This is a genomic window from Aliiroseovarius sp. S253, from assembly GCF_049800855.1.
In the GTDB taxonomy this organism is placed as follows: domain Bacteria; phylum Pseudomonadota; class Alphaproteobacteria; order Rhodobacterales; family Rhodobacteraceae; genus Aliiroseovarius.
Genome location: NZ_JBNAFW010000001.1, coordinates 495,928 through 507,076, shown reverse-complemented (window position 1 = coordinate 507,076; position 11,149 = coordinate 495,928). Strand labels below are relative to the sequence as shown.

Annotated in this window: 11 protein-coding genes and 1 tRNA gene; 8 read left to right on the top strand and 4 right to left on the bottom strand. The window is 58.3% G+C overall.

Annotated features, from left to right (window positions below; genetic code table 11):
* Window positions 1–24: 24 nt before the first annotated feature.
* Window positions 25–111: transfer RNA gene (locus ACP15F_RS02515), tRNA-Leu, on the bottom strand.
* A 124-nt stretch (window positions 112–235) separates the two neighbouring features.
* Here ACP15F_RS02515 and lipB point away from each other — a divergent pair.
* From lipB to ACP15F_RS02500, 3 genes are all read left to right on the top strand, one after another.
* On the top strand, window positions 236–919 hold the full coding sequence (lipB, locus tag ACP15F_RS02510; protein ID WP_424940929.1) for a lipoyl(octanoyl) transferase LipB: 684 nt from the start codon (window positions 236–238) through the stop codon (window positions 917–919).
* A gap of 114 nt (window positions 920–1,033) precedes the next feature.
* Window positions 1,034–1,519, top strand: a complete 486-nt coding sequence (locus tag ACP15F_RS02505; RefSeq protein ID WP_424939273.1) for a c-type cytochrome — start codon at window positions 1,034–1,036, stop codon at window positions 1,517–1,519.
* A gap of 196 nt (window positions 1,520–1,715) precedes the next feature.
* Window positions 1,716–3,389, top strand: coding sequence for a cytochrome c oxidase subunit I (locus tag ACP15F_RS02500; protein ID WP_424939272.1), 1,674 nt, complete (start codon window positions 1,716–1,718; stop codon window positions 3,387–3,389).
* A gap of 66 nt (window positions 3,390–3,455) precedes the next feature.
* On the opposite strand, the gene ACP15F_RS02495 is transcribed toward ACP15F_RS02500, so the two are convergent.
* Window positions 3,456–3,806: a hypothetical protein gene (locus tag ACP15F_RS02495; protein WP_424939271.1), complete on the bottom strand. Its 351-nt coding sequence runs from the start codon at window positions 3,804–3,806 to the stop codon at window positions 3,456–3,458.
* Window positions 3,807–3,946: 140 nt separating this feature from the next.
* On the opposite strand from ACP15F_RS02495, the gene ACP15F_RS02490 reads away from it, so the two are divergent.
* The gene (locus tag ACP15F_RS02490) at window positions 3,947–4,450 is read left to right on the top strand and encodes a DUF2244 domain-containing protein (protein WP_424939270.1); all 504 of its coding nucleotides are present in this window, start codon (window positions 3,947–3,949) and stop codon (window positions 4,448–4,450) included.
* A gap of 49 nt (window positions 4,451–4,499) precedes the next feature.
* On the opposite strand, the gene ACP15F_RS02485 is transcribed toward ACP15F_RS02490, so the two are convergent.
* Window positions 4,500–4,958, bottom strand: a complete 459-nt coding sequence (locus ACP15F_RS02485; RefSeq protein WP_424939269.1) for a GatB/YqeY domain-containing protein — start codon at window positions 4,956–4,958, stop codon at window positions 4,500–4,502.
* 188 nt (window positions 4,959–5,146) lie between these two features.
* On the opposite strand from ACP15F_RS02485, the gene carA reads away from it, so the two are divergent.
* Both carA and ACP15F_RS02475 read left to right on the top strand, forming a co-directional pair.
* On the top strand, window positions 5,147–6,319 hold the full coding sequence (carA, locus tag ACP15F_RS02480; RefSeq protein WP_424939268.1) for a glutamine-hydrolyzing carbamoyl-phosphate synthase small subunit: 1,173 nt from the start codon (window positions 5,147–5,149) through the stop codon (window positions 6,317–6,319).
* 128 nt (window positions 6,320–6,447) lie between these two features.
* The gene (locus tag ACP15F_RS02475) at window positions 6,448–8,454 is read left to right on the top strand and encodes a glycosyltransferase family 2 protein (protein WP_424939267.1); all 2,007 of its coding nucleotides are present in this window, start codon (window positions 6,448–6,450) and stop codon (window positions 8,452–8,454) included.
* Here the strand turns inward: ACP15F_RS02475 and ACP15F_RS02470 are convergent.
* On the bottom strand, window positions 8,426–9,070 hold the full coding sequence (locus tag ACP15F_RS02470) for a GntR family transcriptional regulator (protein ID WP_424939266.1): 645 nt from the start codon (window positions 9,068–9,070) through the stop codon (window positions 8,426–8,428). The two genes, ACP15F_RS02475 and ACP15F_RS02470, sit on opposite strands and share 29 nt — an antisense overlap.
* A gap of 150 nt (window positions 9,071–9,220) precedes the next feature.
* Here ACP15F_RS02470 and ACP15F_RS02465 point away from each other — a divergent pair, with 150 nt between their 5' ends.
* Both ACP15F_RS02465 and ACP15F_RS02460 read left to right on the top strand, forming a co-directional pair.
* Window positions 9,221–9,868: a pyrimidine 5'-nucleotidase gene (locus tag ACP15F_RS02465; protein WP_424939265.1), complete on the top strand. Its 648-nt coding sequence runs from the start codon at window positions 9,221–9,223 to the stop codon at window positions 9,866–9,868.
* A gap of 14 nt (window positions 9,869–9,882) precedes the next feature.
* Window positions 9,883–11,082: an FAD-dependent monooxygenase gene (locus tag ACP15F_RS02460; protein WP_424939264.1), complete on the top strand. Its 1,200-nt coding sequence runs from the start codon at window positions 9,883–9,885 to the stop codon at window positions 11,080–11,082.
* Window positions 11,083–11,149 lie beyond the last annotated feature (67 nt).

Here is an 11,149-nt window from a genome sequence, read left to right as displayed (position 1 = left end):
TCTGTCGTATTTGATTCGGAGAAGTGGTGCGGTCGGCGGGACTCGAACCCGCACGAGTGTTACCTCACAGCGACCTCAACGCTGCGCGTCTACCAATTCCGCCACGACCGCATGTCAGGCTAGGTGACGCGCTTCATAGCGAAGGGTCTGGATGATGTGAAGACCAAAACCGCGCGCCGAAAATAATTTCCACGCGCTTTTTGACATGAGGCACCTCAGGTGCCACATGACGATCATGGATAACGCTTTGGATATGCCCCCCGTCACATGGGAAGTCGCCGCTGATCTGGTCGAATACGAGGCCGCCGTCGCCCGAATGGAGGCCCATGCCGACGCCATGGCGCGCGGCGAGGCCGGAGAACTCATCTGGTTGCTAGAGCACCCGCCGCTTTATACCGCGGGCACATCGGCCAATCCGCGCGATCTGGTCGCCCCGGATCGATTCCCCGTCTACGAGAGTAAGCGTGGCGGGCAGTATACCTATCACGGCCCCGGTCAGCGCGTGGCCTATGTCATGTTGGACGTTGGCAAACGCGGACGCGATGTGCGGGCTTTCGTGGCTGCATTGGAAGAATGGGTCATCAAGACCCTTGCCGAGTTCAACGTGACCGGAGAGCGGCGCGAAGGGCGCGTGGGTGTCTGGGTCGTGCGCGATGACAAGCCGTTGACCGCGCTGGGACAGCCGCCCGAGGACAAAATCGCCGCCATCGGCGTGCGTCTGCGCAAATGGATCAGCTTCCACGGCATCTCGATCAATGTCGAACCGGATCTAGAGCACTTCTCAGGCATCGTACCTTGCGGAATCTCTGAACACGGTGTGACCAGCCTTGTGGATCTGGGACTTCCGGTGACGATGGACGATCTGGACGTGGCCTTGCGCCGTGTCTTTGATGAGGTATTTGGCCCAAACCAGCGTTAATTTGCGGCTTCTCGCAACTGCGACATAGGTACCCCTTCCATTTGGAACGAAATTAACGCAGGTTCCCCCGGAATTCGCGCCACTTGGCGCATGTGATCAAGCAAGAGGACTATTATGAAAACGATTCTCTCATCCGCAGCCATGATCATCGCACTGTCCGGCACTGCGTTTGCCGAAGGCGATGCCGCAAAAGGCGAAAAAGACTTCAAAAAGTGCAAATCCTGCCACGCCATTGTTGATGACGCAGGAGAAGTGATCTTCAAAGGCGGCAAAACTGGCCCGAACCTTTACGGCGTTGTTGGCCGCGCCGCTGGTGCCGTTGAAGGCTTCAAATACGGCAACTCGATCGTGGACGCAGGCACCGCTGGTCTGGTTTGGGACGCCGACACCCTGGCAGCCTATATCAAAGACCCCAAAGGCTTCCTGAAAGAAGCCACCGGTGACAACGCTGCCAAATCGAAGATGACCTTCAAATGGGGCAAGCCTGAAAACATCATCGCCTTCCTGGCCACCTTCTCGGCCGAGATGCCGGCAGACGCTGCCGAAGGCGAAGCGGCTGAAGGTGAAGCAACCGAAGCCGAATCGACTGCAAGCGAATAAGAAACCCGACCAACTGGTCGCGTTATTGCGCTAACGGTGCGTCCTGAATCGAAAATCCCGGTTCAGGACGCATTTTTTTTGGTATTTCGCTGTAATGCAGCGTTGCCCCTGACCCACCCAGCATATTAAACACGTTAAAAAGCCGGGCAGGGATTTTCCCAGCCCTGTCCTCGTTTAACCCCAAAGGGAGGGATACATGGCGGACGCAGCCATCCACGACCACGACCACCACGACGATCGTGGTTTCTTTACCCGGTGGTTCATGTCGACCAACCACAAGGACATCGGTATCCTGTACCTGTTCCTTGCCGGTCTGACGGGTTTCATCTCGGTCGCATTCACCGTTTTCATGCGCATGGAGCTTATGGAACCCGGTGTTCAATACATGTGCCTTGAGGGCGCTCGTTTCATCGCAGATGCAACTGCCGAATGTACACCAAACGGCCACCTGTGGAACGTGATGATCACGTATCACGGCGTCTTGATGATGTTCTTCGTTGTCATTCCGGCCCTGTTTGGTGGCTTCGGAAACTACTTCATGCCGCTGCACATCGGTGCGCCGGACATGGCCTTCCCTCGCATGAACAACCTGTCCTTCTGGCTTTACGCCACGGGTGTAGCACTTGGTGTTGCTTCGTTGCTGGCTCCGGGCGGCAATGACCAGCTTGGATCAGGCGTTGGTTGGGTTCTGTACCCACCGCTGTCCACGACCGAAGGCGGATACTCGATGGATCTGGCGATCTTCGCGGTACACGTTTCGGGTGCGTCATCCATTCTGGGTGCGATCAACATCATCACCACCTTCCTGAACATGCGTGCCCCCGGCATGACCCTGTTCAAAGTGCCTCTGTTCGCTTGGTCGATCTTCGTCACCGCATGGCTGATCCTTCTGTCGCTGCCGGTTCTGGCTGGCGCAATCACCATGCTGCTGATCGACCGTAACTTCGGCGGGACATTCTTTGACCCGTCTGGTGGCGGTGACCCGGTTCTGTACCAGCACATCCTGTGGTTCTTCGGACACCCGGAAGTGTACATCGTGATCCTGCCGGGCTTCGGTCTGATCAGCCACGTTATTGGCACCTTCGCACGCAAACCGATCTTCGGCTATCTGCCGATGGTCTGGGCGATCATCGCAATTGGCGCGATTGGCTTCGTTGTTTGGGCACACCACATGTACACGGTTGGTATGTCGCTACAGCAGCAGAGCTACTTCATGCTGGCAACGATGGTTATCGCGGTACCAACGGGTGTTAAGATCTTCTCGTGGATCGCAACGCTCTGGGGTGGTTCGATCGAGTTCAAGACACCGATGCTGTTCGCGTTCGGCTTCCTGTTCCTGTTCACCGTCGGCGGTGTTACCGGCGTGGTTCTGTCGCAGGCTGGCGTCGACCGTCTGTATCACGACACCTACTATGTGGTTGCTCACTTCCACTACGTTATGTCGATTGGTGCAGTGATGTGTATCTTTGCAGGCATCTACTACTGGATCGGCAAAATGTCCGGTCGTCAGTATCCCGAGCTTGCTGGTAAGATCCACTTCTGGACCTTCTTCGTCGGCGTGAACCTGACCTTCTTCCCGCAGCACTTCCTGGGCCGCCAAGGCATGCCCCGTCGTTACATCGACTACCCGGAAGCCTTTGCTTACTGGAACAAGATCAGCTCGTACGGCGCGTTCATCTCGTTTGCCTCGTTCGTGTTCTTCATCGGCATCGTGTTCTACACGCTGACACGCGGCAAACGCGTGACCGAGAACAACTATTGGAACGAGTACGCGGATACGCTGGAGTGGACACTGCCCACCCCGCCGCCCGAGCACACCTTTGAAATCCTGCCGAAGCAGGAAGAGTGGGATAAAGGCCACTCGCACTAAGGTGACACTGAATAAAGAAAAGGCCCGGTTTATCCGGGCCTTTTTTGTTTCTGATGGGGCAGTCGATTAAGGCAGATCCAACTGGTACAGATCCTCTCCCCAGCCATCTGCGCTTGTCCGCGCTCGAATCACGATGGCCGTCGTCCCTTCGGGCACGACAACTCCGGACAAACTGCGGGTAAAGGGCTGCTCGTTCACATGCGGATGAGCGAGCACGCGAGTTCCCAGAACTTCGCCATCCTCGGCTTCGACCCGCCAACCGTCTGCATAGTCATCCCATCCCGTTTCGGCATGGCGCAGGGTGACGCTGAAACTCCACCCCGACGCACTTGCCCGCGCCGTCGCCCCTTCAATCACCGCGTCATCTGCAAACGCGGGACCTGCCATGAGGGCCAGCCCCAGTAATACTGTACGCATCGCACTCTCCTGTCTTTGCCTCACCTTGCCCCCAGTAAGACACAAAGACCAATCACAACGCAGCGAGCATCCCACCTGACAGGCTTGCCAAAGGCACGTCACATTTGCGAAAATTTACCTATTCAGAAAGAGGTTCCCCGATGCCCTACGAGTGGGTCCAACCCGACGGGCCAGACGCCCCCAAAGCCGAGCTTCACCTGTGGCCCTATCGGTCCCTGCCCCGGCGTGGCTTTGTGTGGATCATGGGGATGGGGTTTGGGTTTATGCTGCTGCCCCTGCTGGGCATGGTTGGAACAATCGCTCTTTGGTGGCTGTTGCCCTTCGGTCTAGCCGCTTTGGGCGCGCTGTGGTTCTTCATCGAGAAGAGCTATAAGGACGGCGAAATCCTTGAGGAACTTCGCATCTGGCCCGATCACATGACCCTGATCCGCCACGGCCCGCGCGGCGATCTGAAGGAATGGGAAGGAAACCCCTATTGGGTGACAGTCCAACTTCATAAATCCGGCGGTCCCGTTCCGGACTATGTGACCCTAAAAGGCAATGGCCGCGAAGTCGAGCTGGGCGCCTTCCTGTCAGAGGATGAGCGCCCCGCGATGCATGATGAACTTGCCCAACGCCTTGTTGAAGTCAAATCACACCAATAAAAAAGCGAGGCCAAGGCCCCGCATTTTTTCTTACCAATACTTGAGACGATCAGCCAAGCTTGGCCTTCACCATCGGACCGACTTTTCCAAAGTCCATCTGACCCGTGTACTTGGCTTTCAGTGCACCCATTACCTTGCCCATATCGCGGATGCTGTCTGCACCGACTTCGGCAATGGCTGCGGCCACAGCGGCCTCGGATTCGTCATCCGACAACTGTCTGGGCAGAAAGTCTTCGATCACTGTGATCTCTTCAAGTTCCTTTTCGGCCAGCTCCAGACGTCCGCCTTCTTCGTAGGCGCGTGCGCTTTCCTGACGCTGCTTGACCATCTTGCCAAGAATGGCCAGCACGTCGGCATCCGACACCTGAGCATCTTCGCCTTTTCCACGTAGGGCAATGTCCTGATCTTTGATTGCAGCATTGATCAACCGCAGCGTCGTAAGCCGCGCGGCATCCTTGTTTTTCATCGCCGTTTTCAGGGCGTCATTCACCCGGCTGCGCATGTCCATGGGTCCATCCATAATCTGTGGCATTCACAAAGACCGGAACTTATCCAAAAGCCGTGGGGCAATCAACCAATCTGTCAGGCGCTAACATAGTAAAAAAGAACAGCCGTGCCTTTTCAGCACATAGCGGCCTTGACCCTTGTCGGCCGCGACACTAGGTTCGCGCCAATTTGTCGATCGGGAGTCGTCCAATGTCCGCTGCCACCGCCCTTTCTCAGGAAAATGCCAAACCCACCGCCTGTCTTGTCCTTGCTGACGGCACGATCTTTTACGGTCAGGGGTTCGGAGCCACCGGTATCACCACCGCCGAGCTGTGCTTCAACACCGCAATGACCGGGTATCAAGAGATCATGACCGACCCGTCCTATGCCGGACAGGTTGTGACCTTCACCTTCCCCCATGTGGGCAATGTGGGTGTGAACCCAGAAGATGACGAGACCACGAACCCGGTTGCCGCCGGGATGATCGTTAAGTGGGATCCGACCGAACCCTCGAACTGGCGCTCGACCGAACGTCTGGTTGACTGGCTGGCCAAGACCGGCCGCATCGGCATTGGGGGCGTAGACACGCGCCGCCTTACCCGTGCGATCCGCCAACAGGGTGCGCCTCATGTTGCTATCGCCCATGACCCGGACGGCAACTTCGACATTGAAGCCTTGATCGACGAAGCACGTGGCTTCTCGGGTCTCGAGGGGCTGGATCTGGCGAAAGAAGTTACCTGCGCCGAAAGCTATAAGTGGGACGAAATGCGTTGGGCTTGGCCGGATGGCTATCCCAAGCAGGACAAGCCACGCCATAAAGTCGTCGCGCTGGACTTCGGCGCCAAGCGCAACATCCTGCGCTGCCTTGCCTCGGCTGGTTGTGATGTCACCGTCCTGCCCGCCACTGCCACCGCGGAAGAGGTTCTGGCCCACAATCCCGACGGCGTATTCCTGTCGAACGGCCCCGGCGATCCCGCGGCCACCGGCGAATACGCTGTGCCGATGATCAAGACCATTCTGGACACCACCGATCTGCCCGTCTTCGGAATCTGCCTTGGTCACCAGATGCTGGCCTTGGCACTTGGCGCACGCACGATCAAGATGAACCACGGCCACCACGGTGCAAACCACCCGGTGAAAGATAATGACACCGGCAAAGTCGAGATCACCTCGATGAACCACGGTTTCGCCGTCGACGCGGCCAGCCTGCCCGAAGGTGTTCTGGAAACCCACGTGTCGCTGTTTGACGGCTCGAACTGCGGGATCCGTATGGAAACCCGTCCAGTCTTCTCGGTTCAGTACCACCCCGAGGCAAGCCCCGGTCCGATGGACAGCTATTACCTGTTCGAGCGCTTCTCGGACGCGATGGACGCACGCGCCTGATCTATGGCGGCACGCCTCCAGCGGTCGTGGTAAAATTGCACTTAACAAACGTGATGGCGGGTTGGTTAACCCGCCATTAACCATTAAGCGCCCAAGCTCGTCTGGTCTGACAGTACAACGAGCATAAAATGCCATCTCCAGATCTACGTATCATCCACACGAATGATGCGGTTTCGGTTCAGGCAGGGATCGAAGAACACCGCGCATTCGGATCATATGCGGCCCAACCGGTCGCACAACCGCAGCCCCAAACTGCACCAGCACCCCGTAAGCCCTTGGGCCAAGTGCTGGTGGAAATGGGTGCGTTGTCCCCAGAAAACCTATCTTTGGCCGTGGCCTTGTTAGCCCGCGAGGATGCCCGTTTTGGCGACATCCTTTTGGCCAACGGCTGGGTCAGCAAGCCCGACCTCTACGCGGCCTTGGCGCTCCAATACAATTGCGCGATTGCGAACCTGACCCAGCACAGGCCAGACGTGCGCCTGATCGACCAGATCGGGGCCGAGTATTGTATCCGGAACGGCATTGTCCCGTGGAAACGCGCAGGCGGGGCCACCATCGTGATCTGCGCGCACCCCAACCAGTTCGAAAATCTGTCCAAGGACTTCCCCCCCTCGTGGGGTAAATGCTATCTGGCGATCGCTCCCGAAGAAGACATCCACACCGCCCTCGTGGACCTGCGCCACCGCACCCTTGCCCGTCGCGCCGAAAGCCGTGTGGCGGCAGAAGATAGTTGCCGTACTTGGAGCCAATCCGCCGTGATGCGGTTCGGGCTGTCGCTTGTGCTGGCACTCAGCGCGGTTTTCGTTGTCTCAAGCTTCGCCGGTTTCGCAGTGCTGGTCGGCTGGGCGGTATTGACGCTGATCCTAAATTCATCCCTGAAAGCGATTGCCGCGTGGCAGTTCTGGCATACGAAACGCGACGACGACGGCGTGTTCGACTTAGCGCACTCCCCGCAGGGCTTTCTGAAGCTGCCGACCGTGTCCATTCTTGTCCCGCTTTACAAGGAACGCGAAATTGCCGGGCGCTTGGTAAAGCGACTTGAGCGCCTGTCTTATCCGCGTGAACTTTTGGATATTTGTCTGGTGGTCGAAGAAGACGACGCACTGACCCAGCAGACTTTGGCACGCTCAGATCTCCCGCGTTGGATGCGGCAAATCGTGGTGCCGCGCGGAGTTGTTAAAACCAAACCGCGGGCCATGAATTTCGCACTGGATTTCTGCAAGGGGTCGATTATCGGGGTCTATGATGCGGAAGACGCCCCTGCAGCCGATCAGATCCACAAGGTTGTACGTCGTTTCTCGGAGCGCGGACCTGAAGTGGCGTGTTTGCAAGGAAAGCTGGATTTCTACAACGCCCGCACCAACTGGCTCAGCCGTTGTTTCACGGTAGAATACGCGACATGGTGGGGGCTGGTCCTGCCGGGTGTCGAACGCATGGGCTTTGCCATTCCGCTGGGCGGCACCACCCTGTTTTTCCGTCGCGCCGCACTTGAAGAACTGGGCGGTTGGGACGCCCACAACGTGACCGAGGACGCGGATCTTGGCATCCGACTGGCCCGTCGTGGATACCGAACCGAGCTGATCGACACCGTGACGGAAGAGGAAGCAAATTGCCGTGTCTGGCCGTGGATCAAGCAGCGGTCGCGTTGGATCAAGGGCTATGCGATGACCTATGGCGTGCACATGCGCAACCCGCGTCAGCTGCGCCGCGAACTCGGCTGGTGGAAATTCGCAGGCTTCCAGATCCTGTTTCTGGGCGCGCTGTCGCAATTCCTGCTGGCCCCAATCCTGTGGACCTTCTGGGCCTTCCCACTTGGCCTGCCTCACCCTCTGCGTGGGGTCGCACCGCATAACCTACTGGTCGTGTTGGGCACCGTGTTCATGGCGGCCGAGCTGTTGACGATCACTGTCGGGGTGCAAGCCGTCAGCAATCCCAAGCATCGCTGGCTCAGATATTGGGTGCCCACCCTACACTTCTATTACCCGCTGGCCTCACTGGCCGCGATGAAAGGGTTTTTCGAGATTATGACCAAACCGTTTTATTGGGACAAAACCCAGCACGGGAAGTTTGATGAACCGACAGCGATGGATGACACCGATGCGCCCATCAATCCGTCAGCGACGAATCCAGCTTGATACGCGTTTCGAACGCCAGCGAGATGTGCTTTCTCAAGGCAGCGCGCGCAGCGTCCTGATCGCGAGCCTCAATGGCAGTGACGATCGCGTCATGCTCTGAAATAGCGTCTTCGCTACGGCCTTCCGCCGCCAGCGACGTCGTGGCCAGCAGCGCCATGGAACGGTGGACCAGATCCAATTGCTGCACCAGATAGCGGTTGTGTGACGCCAGATGAAGCTGCTTGTGGAAGCGACGGTTGGCGCGCGCCAGTGCGGATGGATTGTCCAGCAACTGCCGATCTTCTTCGACCATCTCGCGCAGCACGCGGATTTCTTCGGGGGCTGCATGTTGGGCAGCCAACGATGCCGCCAGCCCTTCCAGTTCGGCACGTACGACATAAAGCTCGGCCAACTGGCTGTGGTCCAAGGATGCCACAATCAGACTGCGCCCATCGCGCGTCAAAAGAGACTGCGTTTCCAGCCGTTGAAGCGCCTCGCGGATCGGGGTGCGGGATACGCCAAATCGCTCGGCCAGCTCGTTTTCGACCAGCCGGTCTCCGGGCTTGTACGTACCCGTATCAATCGCATCGAGGATCATCTCATACGCGTCGCGTTGTCCCTGTTTACCCTCAGCCACTATGTTGTCCTTCCCGGCCCTTCTTGATCCGCACAGATAAGCACGCTGCTATGAACATGGCAAACAACAACCACGCGTCGCGTCGTCGCAGAGTATGATTTCGTCGAATAAGACCTTTCACCCGTCCGTGCGGCAGTCTACTTTCCCTCCATGGTCGCCGATCTGTTCTCTCATGTCAGTCACTGGGTTTTTGACTTGGACAACACGCTGTATCCGCCGCGGGTACGGCTGTTTGACCAGATCGAAGTGCGGATGACCAATTGGGTCATGGACGAGCTTGGCGTCGACCGGGCCGAGGCGGATCGCTTACGCAACAAATACTGGCGCGAGCACGGCACCACGCTGGCCGGGCTGATGCGCGAACATGGGGTGGATCCCGGTCCGTATCTGCATGACGTGCATGACATCTCCTTTGATGCGCTGGAACCCGACCACGATCTTGCCAACCACATCAAAAATTTGCCGGGACGCAAGATCGTCTACACCAATGGCTCAGCCCCTTATGCCGAACAGGTTCTAGCCGGGCGGGGATTGTCTGGCCTTTTTGATGCGGTCTATGGCGTAGAGCATGCCGATTTTCACCCAAAACCGGAACGTGCAGCCTTTGATGTCGTATTTGCCCGCGATGGTGTCAAACCCGACATCGCCGCCATGTTCGAAGACGACCCGCGCAATCTGGCCGTGCCGCACGAGCTAGGTATGAAGACCGTCCATGTCGCGCCGGACCCGGAACCTGCCGACCACATTCACCACCACACTGACGACCTGACCGCGTTTCTGGAGCGGCTGGTGAAATAGCCAAGGGACACGCCATGACTGAACATCGTGCTGACATTTTCATCTCGGGCGGCGGGATCGCCGGGCAGGTGTCCGCCGCAGCCTTCGCCGCTGCCGGGTTCAGTGTGGTCATGGCCGACCCCTTCGTGCCTGTGACCACCGCAGACGAAGAGAAGTCCGACCTGCGCTCAACCGCATTTTTACGCCCCGCACGCCAGTTGTTTGATCGCATCGGACTGTGGCCGCTCCTTAAGGACCATGCCAAGCCGCTGGATCAGCTGGCAGTGATCGACACGACCGGCTGGCCACCAGAAGTTCGGGATCGTCGCGTGTTTCGCTCGGACGACATGGGGGACGATCCCTTTGGTTGGAACCTGATGAACTGGGTCGTCCGGCGTGAAATCTGGACGTACCTTCAAGACCAGCCGCTGATCACCCCTCTTTACGGCACAGGGTTTCGATCCATGGTGCAACGCACCGGAGAGATCATCGTCACCCTGACAAACGGAGACCGCATCCGCGCCCGGATGGGGATCGCCGCGGATGGCAAATTCTCGCCCCTGCGCGAGGCCGCGGGGATCACCGTCTCGACCACGCGCTATGGGCAGAAGTCGCTGGCTTTCACGGTCACGCATGACCTGCCGCACGGCAATATCTCGACCGAAATCTACAACGAGGGCGGGCCGTTCACTATCGTGCCCCTACCCGATATGGACGGCAAACATGCCTCGGCTATTGTATGGATGAACCAAGGTCCGCGCGCGGTTGAGCTGATGAATATGGACGTGCCGGAATTCGAAGACGTGATGTTCCAGCGCGCGACCGGGCTGTTGGGGCGGATGCATCTTCAGGGCAACCGCTCGGTCTGGCCAATTATCACCCAGACGGCCGATCAGCTGGTGTCAGGCCGCGTGGCCGTCGTGGCCGAGGCCGCCCACGCTCTGCCTCCGATCGGCGCGCAGGGACTGAACACCTCACTAAACGATGTGATTGCCCTGCTTGAACTGGCCGAGGCCAATCCAACCGCCCTAGGAGATCCTTCAATGATGAAGGCCTATGACGCTGCCCGTGCGCCCGACATCGCGCGCCGCGCCCGTGCCATCGACCTGTTCAACCGCGTCACCCGATCAGGGGATGGCGTTATGCAAACCGTACGCCTTCTGGGCCTGAAAGCGGTGCATGACGTGGCCCCCATGCGCAAGCGCGTGATGCGTGCAGGGCTTGGCCCCAATTGATCTGATGTTCAAATGCTGCACTGCGGCATGGCGCCACATGACAGGATTGTCGCATTCCGCTTCCTGA

What these genes read in the sequence shown, in the direction of transcription:
- lipB (WP_424940929.1), top strand. Translation starts at nt 236, where the DNA reads ATGGATAACGCTTTGGATATGCCCCCCGTCACATGGGAAGTCGCCGCT.
- ACP15F_RS02505 (WP_424939273.1), top strand. Translation starts at nt 1,034, where the DNA reads ATGAAAACGATTCTCTCATCCGCAGCCATGATCATCGCACTGTCCGGC.
- ACP15F_RS02500 (WP_424939272.1), top strand. Translation starts at nt 1,716, where the DNA reads ATGGCGGACGCAGCCATCCACGACCACGACCACCACGACGATCGTGGT.
- ACP15F_RS02495 (WP_424939271.1), bottom strand. Translation starts at nt 3,806, where the DNA reads ATGCGTACAGTATTACTGGGGCTGGCCCTCATGGCAGGTCCCGCGTTT.
- ACP15F_RS02490 (WP_424939270.1), top strand. Translation starts at nt 3,947, where the DNA reads ATGCCCTACGAGTGGGTCCAACCCGACGGGCCAGACGCCCCCAAAGCC.
- ACP15F_RS02485 (WP_424939269.1), bottom strand. Translation starts at nt 4,958, where the DNA reads ATGGACATGCGCAGCCGGGTGAATGACGCCCTGAAAACGGCGATGAAA.
- carA (WP_424939268.1), top strand. Translation starts at nt 5,147, where the DNA reads ATGTCCGCTGCCACCGCCCTTTCTCAGGAAAATGCCAAACCCACCGCC.
- ACP15F_RS02475 (WP_424939267.1), top strand. Translation starts at nt 6,448, where the DNA reads ATGCCATCTCCAGATCTACGTATCATCCACACGAATGATGCGGTTTCG.
- ACP15F_RS02465 (WP_424939265.1), top strand. Translation starts at nt 9,221, where the DNA reads ATGGTCGCCGATCTGTTCTCTCATGTCAGTCACTGGGTTTTTGACTTG.
- ACP15F_RS02460 (WP_424939264.1), top strand. Translation starts at nt 9,883, where the DNA reads ATGACTGAACATCGTGCTGACATTTTCATCTCGGGCGGCGGGATCGCC.